The following is a 20,124-nucleotide window of genomic DNA, read 5'->3' on the forward strand; positions in this document are numbered from 1 at the left end:
AAATTCTTGTTTTTATTGTTATCATACTTAGCTTTCCTAAGCACTCATTTACTACAAAAACTTTCTACGAAATATAACAGGCTCTATTTGTGCTCACTTTAGAAAGTTGTGTGTTTTGCAGAACACATTTGGTGATAGGTTTCTCTATGGCTATTCCACAATTCTCTTTTATGCTTTTTTGTTCTTTGTAATCCTTAACTTTTCGAATAAAATCTTCAAGCCACTTCTCACTACCTATCTTGGAATGCCGTTGTTGCTCACCTTTAAGAAGTTTTATTACAGCTGCATCTTGATTTTCAGGCACTCTTTGATGTTTAAGCCACAAGTCACGAATATCAGGAGAAGCTTTATCCCCAAGAAGTTTAGTAATTTCTTTTATATTTCTCAGATCTTCTTGTTTCAATCTTTTACCATCACCTATATATCGTTTATTAAGACCAACTTGCAGAGGATAAAGTAAAAGGGTAGTTTTGCTCTGTGAATGTATAGGTCTATTTAAAATCATTGCTAGATTTGTATCACAATCTTCTAATACTGCTTTAACTTTTTTTTAACATCTAAATAATCTATTGTTTGACGTAATTTGTGGTGAAGATCACTTATTCTCTTTAAGTTTTTCACTTTTTGCATATGCGAATCATCACTTCCTTTCCCTTCTTGTATAGCTATATCACATGAAATACTCTCAATTTTTTGCTCCATTTCTGTATAAATTGATTCATTTCCTTTTGATTTTTTTAGAATATAATAAATTGTGAAGTGGTACAAGGATTAGGTAGATCGCCTTTAAACTCTTCTTTTATATTACTAGGTAATTCGTTTTCAAAACTTCTTGTATATCGCTATCGCGATTATTTTTTGTATTCTTAAAGTTGCCTTTTATAGCTTCACTAATTAATGAATCTCGAATTTTTTTTGTCTGTCAGTTAATAACATACCTTACCTCTATCTCTTATGGCAAATTTAGCGCTATAGTTATACTTATTTATAATCAAATCAAGAGAAAATTAGCAAAGCGGTTGAAGTTTTAATAACATATAGCTTTCAAAGTACTGTCTATGGAAAATCTGCAAGTTTTACGTTCAATTGTGTTTATTGTGGGAATTTTTCTGTTGTTGTTTGGCGTAGCAATGCTTATTCCTGCTATTACTAATAATTATCTAGGTTACGAATGGAAAAATTTTCTGGTTGGATTTATAGTTACCTGCATATTTAGTGCGATTTTTATTCTACTGGGTAAACTAAGTAGGTTACATGGAATGCCGGCAATTTTTGCGATTACCAGTTGTACCTGGATTGCATTATCTCTATTTGCAGCTATTCCATTTTATCTTGATAGTTTAAGCTACATTGATGCACTGTTTGAAGCAGTATCTGGGATTACGACCACAGGAGCAACTGTTCTAAGTTACATCGAGCAACAATCTCCGGGGATACTATTGTGGAGAGCAATGCTGCACGTTATAGGTGGTTTTGGAGTAATTACAGTAGGAATTGCAATTTTTCCCATATTTAAGGTTTTGAGCTTAAATAATTTACTCTATTCTGAGTACTCAGATGCTCTTAAAAGAAAGTTACCACATACGCGAAGCGTAGTAATACATATTGCAGAAATATATTACTGCCTAATTTTATTGTGCATATTTTCCTACTATCTAGCTGGCATGCCATTATTTGACGCAGTATGTCACGGAATGTCCGCTGTATCAAATGGTGGACTTGCTAACTATAACGATTCTATAGGCTACTACAATAACCCTATATTGGAGGTCATAACAATTATCTTTATGATTTTAGGCTCTTTACCTTTTATGAGCTATTTAAAAGTTATAAGACGATTAGACGTTTGTTATGATGAACAGGTCTCTTACTTTATTAAGATAGTTGTTATCTCATCTTTTCTTGCTTGTTTTTGGTTATATAAAAATTTTGACTTAGGAGTATTTTTATCATTTAGGTACAGCACATTCACCATTACCTCCTTTATCACATCAACTGGCTATGTAATGTGCAACTACTTGAATTGGAGCTTTATTTCAGTCTTAGCTTTCTTTTTAGCCTTTATTGGTGGATGTGGTGGTTCTGCTAGTGGTGGAATCAAAATCTTCCGTTTAGTCATTTTTCTAAAATCTATAAGGAATTACTTTAGCTATTTATTAAATCCAAGTGAAAGAGATAGAGTAAAACTCAATGGTAAAATACTGGAAAATGATGAAGTTCAATCCGTCTTTACGTTTTTTGCGATTTACATGTTAACGTTCGCTATATCATCAATAGTGATGTCTTACTTGAGCAATGCGGACTTTATAACTAGCATCAGCTCTGTTTCTGCAATGCTTACAAATTCTGGCCTAGGATTTAGTAACCTAATAGGTCCTTCAGGTAATTATTCCTCCTTTAGTGGTGGAGTAAAGCTGTTTCTATCGTTTTTGATGCTGCTTGGCAGGCTTGAAATATTGCCAATTTATTTTTGTATAGGTAGTTTATACTGTAAACTTTTCCATTCCAGGGTGTAACGCTAATTCAGGCTGGCTTTGTTGCATAGCTAGTGTTGGTAGAGGTTATTGTAAGAAGAAAAGCTTTTCAATATATGACTACTAACGAATTTTGTTGTAGAATAGGCATTTTCCAAACAAGCATAACTTATGCTGTAAAAAGTGAGAGTAAGCAACCAAAGAGAATATAACGAATTTCTCAAAAAAAAGAGGAAATATTTTTCATTTTGTTAATCAAGCTATAGAAAATTGGTATGAAAATAGTCCAAAAGTTGCAGGTGGCAATACTACTTATAGTGATAAGGTTGTGATTTTAATACACATAATAGTTCATCTTTTTAGAATTGGCTTGAGGCAAGCTGTAGGTTTTGTAAAAGGTTATATGGTACAAATAGGCAAAAAAACTTAAGATTATCAGCTATACACAAGCTTCCAGAAGATTTAAAAAGCTTAATTTGAAGATTGATGACAATAGAGCCAATAAAGATGATTTTGAAAATATTGAAATTGCCGTAGATAGCACTAGAGTTAGTATCTACAATAATAACGGTGGGCACAGTAAGCTTAATACTCGAAAAAGAAAATACAGTGGTTATGGTCAAGTAAGAAAACTACATGTTGTTTTAAACGTGAATGATAAGAAAGCAATAAGCATGAACTACACTAGTAGTGTTGCTGTAGACTATTTGCCGGTCTGTGATATGTGAGAAGAAGTCAGTGATAAGTATAATATTTGTTCTATTCGAGCAGATGCGGCTTATGATATAAAAAGTGTGTATAAAGAATGCAGAAAATACAATATTGTGCCTATTATTCGCCCTAGAAAGGATACTAAAATTTGTTTAGCTGATTACTTATCAGAAGGAAACGAGTATATTAGTAGAATTAGGTCATATGAGAATTATGAAGATGGTATTAATGAATGGAAGAAAAAAATTAAGTATGGAGCACGGTCTTATATTGAAGTCTTTTTCTATAGGTTGAAGCAAATATTTGTGTTTAGCTTGAAAAATAAATCAGAGGTAAATCATGAAAAAGAGCTGTTAATTAAGTGCTACTTATTGAACATATTTACTGATATAGGTATGGCTAAATTTAAATTATCTGCGTAAATTTACTTTGATTTACATGCCTATCAGTCCTATGCAATAAAGCCAAGAGGAGATAGAGGAAGAAGAGAGAAGAAAATATAAAAATTCACGGACTGCATCAGGAAGGCGCTAGACTAATTAGACATTAAACCTAAAGTGCATTATATCCCCATCTTGCACGATATAATCTCTGCCTTCGAAGCGAACTTTCCCTGCATCTTTGCAAGCTAATTCGCTTCCATATTTTATATAGTCTTCAAAGCTTATGGTTTCTGCTTTTATAAAGCCCTTTTCAAAATCAGTGTGAATTACACCTGCTGCTTTGTCAGCTGTTGATCCTATCTTTATTGGCCATGCACGTGCTTCTTTGGGGCCCACAGTAAAAAAAGTTATCATACTTAGCACTTCATACATAATACGTGCTACTCCATCAAGTCCTGATTCTTGTAAGCCAAATTCTGATAAAAAATTCTGTTTTTCCTCTTCACTATCAAGATTTGCAATATCTGCTTCAAGTTTCGCTGAAATACAATAAAATTTGCTTTTATTTTCTTCCGCCATTTTTTCCACCCTTTTAGATAGTTCATTACCAGTTATGATATTCGTATCTTCAACATTGCATACATACATAACAGGCTTTGTTGTTAGCAATTGAAGCAACTTCATCTCATCTTCATCGATATTCTCCGAGCTTCTTGCCGGTTTACCTAATTTTAAAGTAGCTAATACCTCTTTCATTAATTCAAGTTGTCTCTTTAGCTCTTTATCACCTTGCTTTGCTTTCTTTTCCAATTGAGGAAGCCTTTTTTCTATGCTATCAATATCAGCTAGAATTAACTCAGTTTCCACTATTTCAGCATCTGATATTGGATCTATTTTACTGTTTACATGGCTGATATCGTCATCCGTAAAGCACCTGAGAAGATGAACAATGGCATCAACTTCTCTGATATGACTCAAAAATTTATTTCCTAGTCCTTCACCCTTGCTTGCACCCTTAACCAAGCCGGCAATATCGACAACTTCCAGTTGATTGTAGATTGTTTTCCCTGAGTGAGCAACCGCGGCAATTTGTTTCAAACGCTGATCTCGTATTGGCACTTTGCCAACATTTGGCTCAATTGTACAGAAAGGATAGTTTGCAGCTTCGGCTGCACTTGACTCTGTAAGTGCATTAAATAAGGTTGATTTTCCTATATTCGGCAGTCCAACTATGCCACAGTTAAAGCTCATATTTGTTATTTAAAGCAATGATTATTGCATAATTTAAAAATTTCTGCTATACTTAACTTAGCCGGTTACAATTTTGTTGGTATATAGCTCAAATTAAAGTAAAAACTATGACTACAGCTAAGAAAGGGAGACTACAAAGTGACTTTCATGATGTTGAGGTTGGAATAGAAAGGCCCAGGATATTTAGGGCAAATGAATGTACCTAGGAAACGGAAATCATCAAGTGGTCTTCACGGTGTTGAAAGTCCGAAAAGCTTCAAGAGCTTTGGGCAAGAAATAACTCTTTTCGATAGTAATTCTTACCCTAAAGATTTCTACGAAGGTAAACTTAGTGATGTTGTGGGGCAGTACGTTAGTGATGTGGAACAAAAACTTTCTAGCAGTCAAGTAGCTAAGTATGATACTGCAGGGGATGGCAATTGCTTTTTCCATGCCGTGTTTAGTGAAAATAGTTCTAATGTATATAAAACTGATAAAGCTCAAGCAATGCGTAAAGAGTGGCGCGAATTTTTAAATCAGTTTAAATCATTGAATGATCCGAAAATGCCAAATGCTCTTAAGCAACACTTGAGAACATTCTTTGTAGATCTATTGAGTAACACTAGGGAAGTGCTTAATGCACCAAAAGAGATAAAAGAGCTCATTGAGGAAATAAATAAAAAAGTTGACGATATAATAAATGAAAGTGTTGAAAGAACGAAAGCTCTAAAAAATAACATTATAGAAAAGCTTTCTGAAGATGAAAAATTTTCTAGTGAAATATATAAAGTAATAAAGCAAGCATACCAATGCATATAATGCGCGTAATGCGCAGCAAAGAGATTTACTTAGTATTGAAGATTTACTAAAGAAAGAAAATGAGAAAACATTGTATAATAGAGTAGAGGAAGAGCTTGAGTCTTGTGCATATGGACTTGACACCACGCTTACTAAAGAAAAATATAAAGAGGAATATATAATTAATAACGACAGAATATTAGACTCAGTTATTGGTCAAAAAGACTTCTATCAGACTTATCTCAAAGCAATACAAAAACAAGGGTATTTTGTTTTTCACGGTGAAATCCCTATTTTAGCTTCTTTATCTAATACTGAAATCGAAGCATATTTTGAGTATCAGGAAGGTATGACAATATATAAACCAGACCCAAACATGATAAATCCTGAGTATGTAAGGAAAGATGAATTATGGGGCAATAAGAAGAAGGAAGTAATATACCTGGGTGGAAACCATTATTCTAGAGCTAGGGTTATAACTAAGGAAATTCAAGAGCAAGAAGACTTTCAATTAGCAAAAGAACTTCAATTAGATGAAATTTTGGAGTATTGTAACCTTTTAAAGGATATCTCTGAGAGAGCAGAGGTTGAGAAGAGGTTTGATGAGTTATTGGCAAAAAATGCTGATGGAAAAATTGGTGATGTTATAGGGCAGTGCATTAATGATGTACAGCAACGTATAAAATGCCTTGAGGAGCCAGTCTTATCAAGGAGATGCAGTGTGGAAGAAGCACGTGTAGAAAGAACATTTTATCAACAACAAGTACCACAAACTGTAAGATAAGTCTTCATGGTCTATATACTTCTATAGGGGGTATTCTATAATAAAAGCCATGCTCATGATTAACCACTGCTTAATAAGAATAATGGGATTTCTTGCTTGCAAAGCAACTCCAAGATCGGGAGAAAAAAGACTTTTTCCTTGCAAGGCAACTTCAAGAGCAACCCTCACGCACAACTCTTAACCCAAATGGAAGAAGTAAAAATAGAAGATCAGCATGGTTAATATGCGAAGATTTAAGTAAAAAATGTTGTCATTCTAGTAGCTGATACTGGGCTCCAATGTCAATTACTCGGATAACAAAAAACACAGGCTTCACATGCATCTGCAGTACTGTATTAGTCTACTATCTTCATTCCCACAACATTATACCCTGAATCAACATGTAAAATTTCTCCAGTTGTACCACTACTCAGGTCGCTTAATAAGTATAGTGCTGCCTTGCCAACATCTTCTATTGTAACATTGCGTCTAAGTGGAGAATTACTTTTATTCCATTCCGATATGGAGTGAAAGTCACTTATTCCAGAAGATGCTAAAGTTCTGATTGGACCAGCAGAAATTGCATTTACTCTGATGTTCTGTGTTCCGAGATCACATGCTATATATTTTACACTTGCTTCAAGTGCTGCTTTACATAAACCCATCACATTATAATTTGGCATAACTTTTTCAGCACCATAGTAAGATAAAGTAAGTAAACTACCGCCATTTAACATCATTTTTTCCGCTCTTTGCGCTAAAGCAGTAAAAGAATAGCACGATATATGCATTGCATTAATAAAGTTGTTTAGTGAAGTATTGACATATTTACCATTTAGCTCATTTTTATCGGAGAATGCTATTGCATGTACCAAAAAATCAATAGCACCCCACTTCTCCTTTATTTCCTTAAAAGAATTATCTATAGTTTCCTCATTTGAAACATTACAGTGCAATATTAACTCTACATTTAATTCACTTGCTATTGGTAATAATTTCTCTTTTATTGTTTCATTTTGATAAGTGATTGCAAGCTCAGCTCCATGTTCTGAGAGGGTCTTTGCTATACCATATGCTATTGACCTCTTATTTATTATTCCGGTTATTAACCCTTTTTTGCCCTGCAACATCATAGAAATTATTTGCCTTTTTTATAATTTGAAATATTAACTAGGCAAAGTCAATTATGTTTTAACTGTAGCTAACGTATAAAAATTACTTCCGCATATTTCCAACCTCATTATAATTACAATCGTAGATATTTTAAGAGCTCAAAATCTATCTTTAGTCTGCAGATTTTTTAATCAAACTTATTAAAAAATATATTCTTCAGTGTATATCTGTAGTATATGCACCGCATTTTTTTCTAACTTTGTTTTTTACACAGGAGGATTTTATGTCAAATATTCCAGATACTTGACCTTTACTTTAAAACCAACTGGCGCCTATGGTTTTTATAAAAAGATTACAGGAAATAAAAACACTCTAGAGAACGTGAAATAAGGATACTGAAATATAAGCCGCCTACATTTGCAAGCAGCTCATAAAGTCTACTTATTTACTTACTCCTTGAGCAGAAGAAAGTTGTTTCGATATAGTCACACTTTCCATACTTATTGAAGGATTCTGTGAAACTTTTACTATTTCATAACCTTCTTTACGTAAGTAGGATAGTGCATCATACAAGGACTTCGCTTCATATTGTTTTCCTACTTTTACTTCTTTATGTGCAGCTATTTGCTCCCAAGTGATATCATTGCTTTCAATAAGCTTGATAGAACCGTCATCACTAATATTAATTTTCATTTTACACTCTTTTTCTTCACCGTACCAATTCAAAGTCATGTTATATGAGCCATTAGCTACTTCATAAATTCTTACTCCATGCTCATCAACTCGTCCAAGCATTCCTCTTTTTTTTCATCTCCAGGTAGCAACAATGTAACCGCCGTTATCCTATTGCTTTCAAAAAAAAGCATTAGTTAAAGTATTGCTAATGTTTATTTTTTCTTTATTATCATTCAGCGCAATTCTTGCATTCAACATAGTTCTAATTGGACTTCTCACTCTAAGCTGTACAGATTCTACATCACTGTTTTCTATGTGTTGAGCAATTTCTTGCTTAGTTTCATCAATAATCTTGCCTTTTAGATATTTACCGTGTTTTCATTTTCTGAATTATAAGAAGAGCTGTCAGCAAGAATTCGCCTTTTTGACTCTATCATCATTACAATCTAAATATTCAATTTTGCGGTCATGCTTGGTACCTAAAAATGGATGATCATCTGCTCTAACCCTATTATTCGGAGGAAAATTGAAAGTCCTATTCGGTTTATCACTCGATACTGATTAAGATATACCTTGAACAGCTTCAAAACTTTTTTTAGAAGAATTAGTTAAAATTATATATCCCCTTATTCTATAAACAGCCTTATCTTAGAATGTTTTTAACATATGTCAAATAAAAATTTGACATATTTAGCATAAAAGCGTTTTAAATAATAAGAGCAAAATGGACAAATCTATTTCGTGAGTAACCAAAAACCGTTTTGTATTCATTCAGACAAGAAAAAATAGCAAATAGTGTCATGCAAGTAGCTAACACCCTTTTGGTGGACCACACACAACTTTACAAACATTGTAATATGGCACATAGTAAATGATGTCATTCCAGTGCTTGACACTGGAATCCAGTTTTTCATTTTATCTCATCAAATTTAGCATAAGCCTAGTTTGCTTGTAAATTTTTCTGGATTCCAGTGTCAAGCACTGGAATGATACCATCATTCTATAACGCAAGACCTATACTCACCCAACCTAATGCATTACTTGCAATTTGGATCCCAGTGTCAGCTACTTGGATAACACCAAATGGGCTCTCGCATTTTTAGGCCTAAATCACAATGCTCGTACAGCAAACACTGACCATTTTCGTATAAGTTACCCTTATAAATAAATGTTTGCACAGCTGTAACACCCACCTTGAAAACTTCAGAAAAACTTACTTGTCGTTTTTTTAACCTGTTTAAATTTCCAAAACCAATCTATTTGGATCTTCTATGTAATTTTTGATTTTAACAAGGAAAGTAACTGCTCCTTTGCCATCAACTATTCTGTGGTCGTAAGAGAGAGCAATGTACATCATTGGTCTGATTTCAATTGAGCTATTCACAGCAAATGGCCTATTTTGTATTGAGTGCATGCCAAGTATTCCAGATTGCGGAGGGTTTATTATCGGAGTAGAAAGAAGTGAACCATACACACCACCGTTTGAGATAGTAAATGTTGCACCTTCCATTTCCGATACTTGCAGCTTACCTTCTCGTGCTTTTTTGCCAAGAGCAACTAAAGTTAGTTCAATTTCAGCAAATGACATTTGATCAGCATCACGAATAACTGGTACAACAAGACCTTTGTCAGTGCCAACAGCAACACCTATGTCATAGTAATTTTTATATACAATTTCATCACCTGAAATCTCAGCGTTAATCTCACGAATTTCTTTTAGTGCTTGCACTGCTGCCCTTATAAAAAAGGACATGAAACCCAGTTTTATTCCATATTTCTTTTCAAAAGTTTCTTTATACTTTGCCCTAAGATCCATGATGTTTTTCATGTCAATTTCATTGAACGTGGTCAGTATTGCAGCAGTATTTTGCGATGCTTTCAAACGAGCAGCTATTACTTGCCTTATTTTGCTCATTTTCACTCGCTCTTCTCTTCTCTCTCCACTTACTACACTTTTTGGCGATTCATATTGTTTTACCGGAGGTTGTTTAGCTTTACTCATGTGGTCTATCACATCCGCTTTAGTTATTCTGCCTCCCATGCCAGTTCCTTTTACATTTTCTGCACTAATTGCATTTTCTTCCATAATTTTACGAGCTGAAGGGGCATCTTTTTTATCAGCGCTTTCGCCTTTATCTTCTTTTTTCACTTCTTCTCTTATTTCTCCTACAGCAAGTTTTGCCAGTAATTGATCAGGGCCAATTATATCATCTTCTTTCACAAAAAATTCAGTTATTTGTCCTGAAGCTTCTGCAGTTAGTTCTAGCGCCGTTTTATCAGTTTCAATTTCAAAGATCAAGTCATCTACTTTTACTGCTTCGCCGATATTTTTCTTTATTTTTACTATACCTTCCGTAACTGATTCACCACCAAGAGTTTTTGGCGCTCTGATTTCTATAATCTCGCTCATAAAATAACTTCTACATAAAACTTTCTATAAGTTTATACATGAAAAGAAACATAAATAAACTAATAAATTCATTAGGACTTTTATCATAATGCTTGATTATTTCCTCCTAATACATGAAAAATTAAAACACTAAGTAAATTGAAATAAGATTATGGGTTTCGATAAGGCAGGAAGTGCAGAAGACTTATAACAGAGAATTACTATCAAATCAAAGAGTTGTTGATGGCATCAATTCAATGGATTACAGTAAGCTTAAAATCTTATGCAAGTATCATAATAAGTTTAGTCACAAAGGTATTGAAGAATTACTATTAGATGAGAGCATTGTTAATCACATCAACGATTATGATGATGAAATGTTTAGGTCCATGCTAAATGATGCACCTGCGGAGCACAATATTCTAGAAATATTAAAGGTGGGAAGGTTTGCAATATCAACAATGAATTCGAAAGTAGTGATAGTGAGGAGAATGAAGAAGATTATGGATATTATGATAATTATGATTACGAGGAAGATGAAAAAATGATCCGAATAACTTCGCGAAAGAAGCATTAGGAGATGAAGGAACTAATGAAAAACGTGTTGATGATGTTCGATTTTATCTTAATGAAGAAATACTAAAATGTATATTTGAAAGTGGTAAGCTTAGTGATGAAGATGTTACAAAATTATTAAAAAACAAGGAAATTATTGAACGCATCAATTCGATTGCTCCTGAAAGATTTTAACTCATACTTAATAGTGGTAAGTTTCATGATATCAATATTATTTTAGAACTACTAAAAAATAAGAAAGTTGCTAAGAACGTCACTATTATTAGTGGGGAACTGCTTAAATACATAGTTAAAAGTGATAGGTTTAGTAGTGAATATATTATAAAAGTACTAAAAGACCGAGAATTTGTTAAGCTTATCGATTTGATTGATCCTAGAAAATCTAAATCCGTATTTAGGAAATTTGATTATACAATTATTATAGAATTACTAAAAAATCAGGAAGTTGTTGAACGCATCAATTCGATGAATCGTAAAATATTTGACTTGATATTTAAGTATTCTGATCAAGGATATATTATGAATTTACTGAAAGATCATAGTTTATTTGATCAAATCAATTCTCTTGATGAAAGTAAAGTGAGTATCATGAAAAGTGATTATTTTTTTACAGATAAAGAGATTGCAGAAATACTAAAGACTTCATTACCTCAACTCCATTCTATTGATGGTAATAGATTAAAAATTATGTGCAAAAGCATTAAGTTTGATTCTACAGATGTTAGAGAAATACTAAAAGATCAGAGTCTATTCGTTCGAGTCAATTCTATCGATCTTGAAAAACTTGAACTTATATCTAGTAGTAGTAAATTTGATCGCTCCATGGTTATGGATTTACTAAAAAGTCGGAATTTATCGATTCTATTGATACTGAAAAATTTCGACTTTTACTTGATAATGCAAGCTTGAATAACAAAAGGATTATAACACTACTAAAAGATCAAAATGCTGTTGAGAAGATCAATTCTGTTACCACTAAAGAGCTAAAAGCAACAACAGATAATGTTACTGTTAAGGTATTTGTCAATATATTTCAAAATTTTAAACCTAGCGTAAAGTCGACTTTGAGGCTTACTATACTCCTACGTAAAGCTGGTAAAATTACAGATATTAATATCGATTATTTTAACAACAAGGAACGTATTTACGAAGATATAATTAAATATGTTTCCCAAGAGCTGAGCATATATACTCAATATCCTTTCCCAGGGATTTTCTTAGGCGGTAAAGATCTTCCTCAAGAGCAGGACATAAATATAAATTCACTTGTACCATTCCTTACATTTGAAAGATATATTGAATGCAAAGAACCTGTGTCAAAGTTATATAATTTATCTTTAGAGTAGGTTATTGAGAATATCAATCCACATAAAAGAGCTAGGTATTTCTAATAACACCAAATCATTTATTTATAATAATTTTACTATATCGTAAAACCATCTATATCAGAGTATTTTTACTATATTTTCTTGGTAAAATCACTGGCAGCTGACACCGAGGTTGAGAAAATTTTTGTAATATAGACTATCAATGATTTTTCAGTAATAATATAGTTTTAGGTGGATACGGTGAACGTTTCATACAGAGATATAGACATCAAGCTAATTAGAACAGGTTGAATTCAAATGTTGAATCTAGAATCTCTGCCAAAACATCTAGCAATTATTATGGATGGTAATGGTAGGTGGGCAAATAATCAAGGAAGGGTAAAAATTGATGGCTATAGAAAAGGCAGTGAGGTTGCATTTGATATTGCTAAGCATTGCACACTCCTGGCCATACCTTACTTAACTTTGTACGCATTTTCCATGGAAAATTGGCTCAGGTCTGAAAATGAAACAGACTACCTATTTAATTTATTTTACTCCACTTTGACTAATGAAGATAAAATGAAATTCATCTGTAATTGTAACATTAAGTTAAATTTTATTGGCAATTTAAGTCTCTTGCCCAGTAAAATATTCGATCAAATCAAAAAAGCAGAAGAAGTGACACATAAGAACGATGGTCTATTACTCACTGTTGCAGTTAGTTATGGAGCAAAGCAGGAAATTATACATGCTATCAACAACTTCATAAAAGGAAATATTGATTGCGTATTGGAAGAGGAATTTGAAAAATTTCTGTATACTAAAGATTTACCAAAACTTGATTTATTAATTCGCACTGGTGGCGAGAAAAGGTTAAGCAATTTTTTACTATGGCAAGTAGCTTATACTGAATTGTATTTTTGTGATACTTTGTGGCCTGATTTTTCTTGTCAAGATTTGAGTAAAGCGTTAGCAGATTATACAAAGAGAGAGAAAAAATATGGTAGATAATAATTTTATGGTGAGAACACTGTCTTCAATAGTAATATTACTAATATTTTCTTTTGCTACATATTTCAGTGATTTATCATTTTATCTACTAATTTTTTCAATTGCGGTTCTATCTTCTTTTGAATGGTATAACCTAACTAAAGGCAATAGTATCTTATACATTTTTGCATTACTACTCATTGCACTACCAAATGCATCGCTGATATACTTATATAATCTACCACAGGGAAAATATGAATCAATATGGCTTATCTTAACCATTTGGAGCATCGATATTACCGCTTACCTATTTGGTAAAAACTTTGGTGGTGCTAAAATTTGCCCAATTATTAGTCCTGGAAAGACTTGGTCAGGGCTTTTAGGTGCAGTTTTAGCTGGAGTATTTTGTACAATTTTTGGCTCAATATTTTTGAGTTTATTTCCAATTTTCTATTCCCCAATAATTGGCTTCACAATTGCTATTCTAGCCCAACTTGGAGACTTTACTGAATCACTCATAAAAAGAGTTTACAATGTTAAAGATAGTGGAGGTATAATACCTGGCCATGGAGGGGTACTTGACCGTATGGACGGTTTCATTTTTACTGCCCCATTTGTTGCTATTTACATAAGCTAAGGAATGAAGTGCTATTAACCTTTGGTCCTTCCCTTTTTATTCACTGCTTTCACCTCAACAGATTGAAGTTCTTCGGAGTTTACTATTTCACTCATGGGCTTACTGCAATAAGGACAATACATTCCTCCTTCTTTATGTAAATATACTACTGGATGACCAGAACCATCATCATTCTCATCACCACGGCAGCAAACTATTAGATCATTATCCCTCACTTCTGACATTTCTCTCCTTTAATTTATAGTATTTTATACATCGAACATACTCGTTTGGAAATAAAAAAGACAATAAATACTTATTCTCCATTTTTTACCCTATTTAGATCAATCAATTCGTTTTGGACATTTTGTGATACAAAGCTGCTAACATCTTCTCCTAATCTCGCTATTTCTTTCACAAAACTTGATGAGATAAATTGAGTATCTTCAGATGCAGGAAGAAATATGGTTTCGATTTCATGGGAGAGCTTATAATTTACCCAACTCATTTGAAATTCATAATCAAAATCTGATACTGCCCTCAGTCCTCTGATAATAACAGAGGCATTTTGCTCTTTGGCAAACTTCACGAGCAATCCATTAAAAGACATAACATCTGCATTAATTTCTGCTCCTTTAACTTCATTTTCAGCCATGCTTGTGCGTAGCTTTATATTAAAGGTAGTATGTTTGTTAACATTTTCTGCAACACCAACTATCAACTTATCGACTAGCTTACATGCTCTTTTTATTATGTCAAGGTGCCCAAAAGTTATAGGATCAAACGTACCAGGATAAATTCCTATTTTGTTATTAATGTTCATTTTTTGTTTCTATACTTCAAAAACTTTTGATGGACATAATAACGTTTTTTGTCTAAAAATAAAAGTACGTAGTTGGCCTGATAGCTCAGTTGGTAGAGCAAAGGACTGAAAATCCTTGTGTCGCTGGTTCGATTCCTGCTCAGGCCACATTCTTTTTCTTAATGTTCTGTGATATATTATAATATTAATGCAACTATTTAGGAAATAATGTCTAAGCATTACAGCAGAATATTTAATACACTGTTAATTACATTTCTACTATTAAGTAATATCTCTTATAGTGAAAAAGTGAACAAAGAATTATCTGCTTTGACAGCGGAAAATGCAGTAAATTACAATATAATTGTTGGTTTATTTCAAACAGATGAATCTCAAAATATCCATGAGATATTCAATAATTTTGGGGTTAAAACTATATTCATTGACTACGACAAAATAATTAATCTAAAAGAAATCCAAGAAGAGTTCGCAAAACAAGATGAAATATTGGCAAAAAAGCTGATACTAGATCGAATAAAGGTTGAAGTTGTAAAATTTATCAAAGAGCAAAAGATAAACAGAATATTTATTTCAGATAACTCTCATTCAGCTCTTAAACCTTACCGCCAGCTTGTGAATGAAGCAATTGTAAAAATAGTAGATGAAAATCCTACAATTCATTTGCTTTCCATATGCGGTGGTTTACAAGACATTATGCATGCAAAAGAAATTGAAACAACAAATGTTGTTAATGATGAGAAGAATAATTTAAAATCAGCATTCTATACACAAAAAGAGAATATACCTCTTCAGCAGATAAAAATTGTTCCAGGTAGTAGTTTGGAAAAAGTTGTAGCTAGATTTTTACTACCTAATCAAAATGGCTGGTTTTCAACTTATTTTCCGAATGCTCATTCAGGTACAGTAAGTAATACTACAGAGAATAGGAGAAGGCTAGAGCTACTTGGATATAAAATTGCAGCATTTGCCAATGACGGTTTAATAGAAGCTATCGAAGATAAGCATAGTAATATTTACTTTCAAAGTCATCTAGAAGCCCTTGTTGTCAAATCAGATAAAAACTCTCATTTGTCAAGCCAAAAGGTACGTCAGGTTTCAACACTAGTTGCTATAGCGATTATAAATGATTTTCTTCATCGTGTTTAATGCTAAAATAAGGAAAATTATTTAATGTCATTCCAGTGCTTGACACTGGAATCCAACTAAGTTGGTAAACACGAAAGCGCTTTTTTTTGACGGAATTGCACAAAAAAAAACCGGATGCCAGTGGGCTTTGTTGCATAGGTCAAATAAAAAGAACTGGCAGCTACTGACAAAATTCACTATAAGACAAGGATTTAACCTACTAAAGAAAAATATGCCACAAAAAATGAGAGTCAGTAACTGCCATGAATATAATAAATTTCTCCAAGAGAGGGGAAATATTTTTTATTACGTTAATGATGCCATAGAAAATTAGTACGAAAAAGGTCCAAAAATGGCTGGTGGCAACTATATTTATAGCGATAAGGTCGTGATTCTGGTTCACATAATAACTTATTTATTTAGAATAGGTCTGAGACAAACAGCGGGATTTATAGCAGGTTACCTTGAGCAAGTAAGGAAAAACTTGCAAGTTATTAGATATTCCCAGTCCTCAAGAAGGCTTGAAAAACTTAACATCAAAATTAGTGATCGAAGACATGATAAAAATAATACAGAAGATATTGAGATTGCCATAGATAGTACTGATCTACAATAATATTCCAGGTCATAGCAAGGCAAATGGTACAGATAGAAAGTATCGACGCTATGAGCAAACAAGAAAACTGCATGCAATGCTAAGATAGGTAGCAAAAAAGTTATAGCAGCAAAATACAGTGGCTGAGTTTATTCTGACCACTATGGAGCATGTGATCTTATTGCAAGGATTGATGTTAAATATAATATAAGCACACTATATGTAGACAGGGCATATAATCGAAAGAAGTTATACAAACTGTGCGATGAGCTTGACATAAAGAGAAGGATTCCTCCGCAAAATAATGCAATAGAGCATCCAAAGTTGGATTATATGGATGAGAGAAATTCTACAATCAAGCTCATAAAGTCATATGATGAAGATGGTATGAAGAGGTGGAAAAAAGAGATAAATTATGGGAAGAGATCTTATATAGAAAGTTTTTTCTCGCGACTGAAGCAAACATTTGGGTTTAGTTTTAGAAACAAATCTGAGGTTAATCGTGAGAGAGAACTGCTACTCAAGTGTTATTTGCTTAACAAATTTACTGATATAGGCATGGCTAAATTTGAGATAGCTTCATGAATTTATTCCACGTTACCTATTATCCGAAGAGTGATGCAACAAAGCCTGCTGGAATCCAGTTTTTCATTTCATCAAATTTAGCATAAGCTCAAGTTTGCTTATAAATTTTTCTGGATGCCAGTGTCTGGGAACTGGCATGACATTATGGAATTTGGGGTCCAGTGTCAACTACTCTAATGACACCTGATTATGGTGAAAGAAATCTAATTATTTATATAAACCCCATAGCGTGGCAAATGAAGCGTTTTTTAAGAAAATTTGAATTTTCAACTATCATTAAACCAAATGCTCTAGCGCAAAATATTCTGTTGGAAAATATCCTATTTAGTCCATCAGTTGCAAGTGCCATAGTAAAATTATCAAAGTATCTGTCACGTGAAATTTTCTTCAATAGATAATTACTGCCAACATCAATGCCAGACGCTTTTGCAGTAGTTATTTGTCTAATAACACTCTCTACATCTCTCATTCCAAGATTAAGTCCTTGACCTGCAACTGGATGGATTGAATGTGCTGCATCGCCAATAAGCAAAATTCTTTTTTTACGCAGCTTTCTCGCAAAAGTAAAACTCAAAGGATAAAGTCTTCTTTCACCCTCTAATTCAATTTCTCCCAAATAAGAACCAAATCTTTTTTTGAGTTCTGTGACAAATTCCTCTTCGGATAAGCTCATCAGCATTTTTGAAATTTCGTATTTTTCTGTCCAAACTATTGAAGAAGTATAGCCACCTTTCATTGGCAAAATTGCAAATGGACCACCAGGAAAAAACCGCTCTACAGCTAAGTTTTGGTGATGTAGTTCATGTTTTACATTAAATACCATGCTATTTTGTTTATAACCAAATTTTATCATTGGTATAGAAAACAGCTCTGGCAGCTTAGAGTTTTTACCTTCAGCGCAGATAAATAGCGATGATATCAATTTTTGATCATTATCAAGAGTAACTTCCACGTATCCTTCGTCACAAGAAATTGTTTTATAGGAACGTGGAGAATATATATTGAGTTTATGCAAAAAATTATTATTGATTGCATTCCATATAATAGCGCTCTTGATTACATAGCCCATTGGCTCTTCACCGACCATTTTATGGTCATAATGTACAGTAAATGGACTATCTCCATCTAATATGCATATATCAAGTATTGGTTCAGCTTCGCCTTCTAAGAGGAACCAAATCCCTAATTTTTCTAGTATTTTTTTTGACCCTTGAGAAATAGCGAATGCTCGATTATCATCAATTGCACGTGGTAAACTGTTTTTCTCAATTACGGCTACAGATACAGAGTCATTACTAAGGCCAATAGCAGTAATAAGACCAATTAGCCCACTACCTGAAATGATTACATCGTAATTCATTTTTTAACCTAAAATTACATTCTACCCACTTTTAAAATAGTTTAAACGAACTTTGTAGATACTGAACTTCTCATTACTATCTTATTTATAACCAAAATAGCAATAAATATTAATTATTCTACACTAGATTAGATATAATTTTATTAAAGGAGCTAGATTATGACTATAGATTGCAAAAAAGAATTACTAAATTGCATTAACAAGTACAGAGAAGAACTTGCAGAAAATAAAGCAGCAATTAGACAAACTTTAACTAGCGATAAAATTAATATAAGCGATTACTTTTATCAGGTTGATAAAATCTGTAACAAAGAGCTGTTTAACATAGGAAGTGAGTGTCAAGATACAAAATATGGTAGTCGACAAGAATATACATATGATGAGTGGAAGGAAAAATTGAAAAACCTCATGCTAAAGATTTGCTAAAGATGTTACAAAATGAAGTAAAAGGTAAAATGTTAAAAAAGTTTTGAAGATTATGAAAAATATCATAAAAATGCTACTGAAGCTATAAAAAGAGAATTAGACATATATTCAAAATTAAAGGCAATACTCAAAGAAAAGCAACAACCAGAAACTGATGTAACTCGAGCATATTATGACGTTATACGAGGTTTATATAAAAATGGAGACATGCGCTTTCAACTAAAGTGCAATTATCTTGATTGTTTTAATAGAACAATAGAAGATAATCTATCTCAAAAACAATCCGAGCTAGCTGCTATAAAGGCAGACTTTTTAGATAATACGCAAAGTATTTTTCAACATATTCAAGTTGAAGATAGTATTTTTTAGAGAAATAAGACTGTGCTATTTTTTTTAATGAAATTTCTTAAGTGGTAGATTATTTTTTACAGCTATAGCTGAGGTAGCTGTCACTACCTAAAATGTAACAAATAAAATACCAATCTTAAATATTGCTATATTTTACGGTAGTTTCTCAACTTGACGCACATGCTTTTGGAACATTCTCATTTGTCAAACAGTTTATGGCATGCTACACAATCTGTAATGCAGGTTTTAACTTACTTTTACGCAATATTGATCATTCTTGAAGAGCAATCTAACATTTTCTATTCCTTGATTACGAAGCTTTGATGCAGCTGATTTAGCTACCTGAGCGTTTACAAAAAATGCTACATATCCCTTACTTTCTGCATTGTTTTGTTTTGGGTGAAGTTTCTGCATTTCTTTTTCATATTGCCTTTTGTAATGAGGAGTATTTTGTATCAATTGTTCTGACCTCTTTCTTAAGTACTCAACTTTTACCTTAGCAAGCCCAGACTTATGAAGTCCTAAAACTTGTGCTGCTTTTTCTGACAAGTCTATTATTCTACCTTCAACAAATGGCCCTCTATCATTAACTCTTATAACAAGCTTCCTTCCATTTTCTAAATTAGTAACACGAACAAAGCAGGGTAGGGGCAAGGTCTTATGTGCTGCAGAAATCAAGTGACGATTAAACACTTCACCGTTAGCTGTAATTGTGCCATGATCTTCTATTCCATACCATGATGCTATTCCTACTTCTTCATAATAGCTACAGTATTTTGGGTGGTGGGTGATACCATTTATTGTATAGCTACTGCCAATTTTATAATGACCTGT

The 20,124-nt window shown here is 32.9% G+C and carries 20 protein-coding genes, 1 tRNA gene and 2 pseudogenes; 13 read left to right on the forward strand and 10 right to left on the reverse strand.

Translation table 11 applies throughout. From position 1 onward, the window contains the following. Window positions 1-64 precede the first annotated feature (64 nt). Both wTKK_RS06055 and wTKK_RS06060 read right to left on the reverse strand, forming a co-directional pair. Entirely contained in the window at window positions 65-505 is a 441-nt protein-coding gene (locus wTKK_RS06055; protein WP_407512739.1) for a hypothetical protein, read from the reverse strand. A 23-nt stretch (window positions 506-528) separates the two neighbouring features. Next, on the reverse strand, window positions 529-702 hold the full coding sequence (locus wTKK_RS06060) for a hypothetical protein (protein WP_407512740.1): 174 nt from the start codon (window positions 700-702) through the stop codon (window positions 529-531). Window positions 703-1,058: 356 nt separating this feature from the next. On the opposite strand from wTKK_RS06060, the gene wTKK_RS06065 reads away from it, so the two are divergent. Both wTKK_RS06065 and wTKK_RS06320 read left to right on the forward strand, forming a co-directional pair. Next, window positions 1,059-2,516: a TrkH family potassium uptake protein gene (locus wTKK_RS06065; protein WP_407512741.1), complete on the forward strand. Its 1,458-nt coding sequence runs from the start codon at window positions 1,059-1,061 to the stop codon at window positions 2,514-2,516. Window positions 2,517-2,657: 141 nt separating this feature from the next. Then, window positions 2,658-3,607 (forward strand): annotated as a pseudogene (locus tag wTKK_RS06320) (IS5 family transposase). Between the two features lie 117 nt (window positions 3,608-3,724). Here the strand turns inward: wTKK_RS06320 and ychF are convergent. Beyond that, window positions 3,725-4,819, reverse strand: a complete 1,095-nt coding sequence (gene ychF, locus wTKK_RS06085) for a redox-regulated ATPase YchF (protein WP_407512743.1) — start codon at window positions 4,817-4,819, stop codon at window positions 3,725-3,727. Window positions 4,820-5,011: 192 nt separating this feature from the next. On the opposite strand from ychF, the gene wTKK_RS06090 reads away from it, so the two are divergent. Next, a complete protein-coding gene (locus wTKK_RS06090; RefSeq protein WP_407512744.1) occupies window positions 5,012-5,617 on the forward strand; it encodes a hypothetical protein in 606 nt (201 codons plus the stop codon). A 70-nt stretch (window positions 5,618-5,687) separates the two neighbouring features. Beyond that, complete coding sequence (locus wTKK_RS06095) at window positions 5,688-6,380, forward strand: hypothetical protein (RefSeq protein ID WP_407512745.1); 693 nt, start codon at window positions 5,688-5,690, stop codon at window positions 6,378-6,380. Window positions 6,381-6,715: 335 nt separating this feature from the next. Here wTKK_RS06095 and wTKK_RS06100 read toward each other — a convergent pair whose 3' ends face one another. The 3 genes from wTKK_RS06100 to odhB all read right to left on the reverse strand — a co-directional run bounded on the left by wTKK_RS06100 (window position 6,716) and on the right by odhB (window position 10,557). Beyond that, a complete protein-coding gene (locus tag wTKK_RS06100; RefSeq protein WP_407512748.1) occupies window positions 6,716-7,492 on the reverse strand; it encodes an enoyl-ACP reductase FabI in 777 nt (258 codons plus the stop codon). Between the two features lie 421 nt (window positions 7,493-7,913). After that, window positions 7,914-8,267, reverse strand: a complete 354-nt coding sequence (locus tag wTKK_RS06105) for a hypothetical protein (RefSeq protein ID WP_407512749.1) — start codon at window positions 8,265-8,267, stop codon at window positions 7,914-7,916. 1,117 nt (window positions 8,268-9,384) lie between these two features. Beyond that, complete coding sequence (gene odhB / locus wTKK_RS06110; RefSeq protein ID WP_407512750.1) at window positions 9,385-10,557, reverse strand: 2-oxoglutarate dehydrogenase complex dihydrolipoyllysine-residue succinyltransferase; 1,173 nt, start codon at window positions 10,555-10,557, stop codon at window positions 9,385-9,387. Between the two features lie 173 nt (window positions 10,558-10,730). Here odhB and wTKK_RS06115 point away from each other — a divergent pair, with 173 nt between their 5' ends. From wTKK_RS06115 to wTKK_RS06135, 5 genes are all read left to right on the forward strand, one after another. Then, window positions 10,731-11,084: a hypothetical protein gene (locus wTKK_RS06115; RefSeq protein ID WP_407512751.1), complete on the forward strand. Its 354-nt coding sequence runs from the start codon at window positions 10,731-10,733 to the stop codon at window positions 11,082-11,084. 493 nt (window positions 11,085-11,577) lie between these two features. After that, entirely contained in the window at window positions 11,578-12,021 is a 444-nt protein-coding gene (locus wTKK_RS06120) for a hypothetical protein (RefSeq protein WP_407512752.1), read from the forward strand. Further along, window positions 12,018-12,458: a hypothetical protein gene (locus tag wTKK_RS06125; RefSeq protein ID WP_407512753.1), complete on the forward strand. Its 441-nt coding sequence runs from the start codon at window positions 12,018-12,020 to the stop codon at window positions 12,456-12,458. Before wTKK_RS06120 ends, wTKK_RS06125 begins: the two co-directional genes overlap by 4 nt. A 279-nt stretch (window positions 12,459-12,737) precedes the next feature. Beyond that, the gene (gene uppS, locus wTKK_RS06130) at window positions 12,738-13,433 is read left to right on the forward strand and encodes a polyprenyl diphosphate synthase (RefSeq protein WP_407512754.1); all 696 of its coding nucleotides are present in this window, start codon (window positions 12,738-12,740) and stop codon (window positions 13,431-13,433) included. Continuing rightward, window positions 13,423-14,049, forward strand: a complete 627-nt coding sequence (locus tag wTKK_RS06135) for a phosphatidate cytidylyltransferase (protein WP_407512756.1) — start codon at window positions 13,423-13,425, stop codon at window positions 14,047-14,049. The genes uppS and wTKK_RS06135 overlap by 11 nt, the downstream gene beginning before the upstream one ends. Before the next feature lie 14 nt (window positions 14,050-14,063). Here the strand turns inward: wTKK_RS06135 and wTKK_RS06140 are convergent, their stop codons facing one another. Continuing rightward, window positions 14,064-14,273, reverse strand: coding sequence for a zinc-finger domain-containing protein (locus tag wTKK_RS06140; RefSeq protein WP_407512757.1), 210 nt, complete (start codon window positions 14,271-14,273; stop codon window positions 14,064-14,066). Window positions 14,274-14,344: 71 nt separating this feature from the next. Then, complete coding sequence (gene coaD, locus wTKK_RS06145) at window positions 14,345-14,851, reverse strand: pantetheine-phosphate adenylyltransferase (protein WP_407512758.1); 507 nt, start codon at window positions 14,849-14,851, stop codon at window positions 14,345-14,347. Between the two features lie 74 nt (window positions 14,852-14,925). On the opposite strand from coaD, the gene wTKK_RS06150 reads away from it, so the two are divergent. The 3 genes and pseudogenes from wTKK_RS06150 to wTKK_RS06325 all read left to right on the forward strand — a co-directional run bounded on the left by wTKK_RS06150 (window position 14,926) and on the right by wTKK_RS06325 (window position 17,156). Beyond that, window positions 14,926-14,998 (forward strand) — tRNA-Phe (locus wTKK_RS06150). 60 nt (window positions 14,999-15,058) lie between these two features. After that, on the forward strand, window positions 15,059-15,997 hold the full coding sequence (locus tag wTKK_RS06155; protein ID WP_407512759.1) for a gamma-glutamyl-gamma-aminobutyrate hydrolase family protein: 939 nt from the start codon (window positions 15,059-15,061) through the stop codon (window positions 15,995-15,997). A gap of 211 nt (window positions 15,998-16,208) precedes the next feature. Further along, window positions 16,209-17,156, forward strand: a pseudogene (locus tag wTKK_RS06325) (IS5 family transposase). Between the two features lie 211 nt (window positions 17,157-17,367). Here the strand turns inward: wTKK_RS06325 and ubiH are convergent. Beyond that, window positions 17,368-18,516, reverse strand: a complete 1,149-nt coding sequence (gene ubiH / locus wTKK_RS06175; protein WP_407512762.1) for a 2-octaprenyl-6-methoxyphenyl hydroxylase — start codon at window positions 18,514-18,516, stop codon at window positions 17,368-17,370. A 159-nt stretch (window positions 18,517-18,675) separates the two neighbouring features. Here ubiH and wTKK_RS06180 point away from each other — a divergent pair, with 159 nt between their 5' ends. Beyond that, window positions 18,676-18,942: a hypothetical protein gene (locus tag wTKK_RS06180; protein ID WP_407512765.1), complete on the forward strand. Its 267-nt coding sequence runs from the start codon at window positions 18,676-18,678 to the stop codon at window positions 18,940-18,942. Window positions 18,943-19,536: 594 nt separating this feature from the next. On the opposite strand, the gene wTKK_RS06185 is transcribed toward wTKK_RS06180, so the two are convergent. Then, window positions 19,537-20,124: septal ring lytic transglycosylase RlpA family protein (locus wTKK_RS06185; protein WP_407512768.1), on the reverse strand; the 588-nt coding region annotated here is incomplete at its 5' end.

This window comes from Wolbachia endosymbiont of Trichogramma kaykai (assembly GCF_045765165.1).
Taxonomy (GTDB): domain Bacteria; phylum Pseudomonadota; class Alphaproteobacteria; order Rickettsiales; family Anaplasmataceae; genus Wolbachia.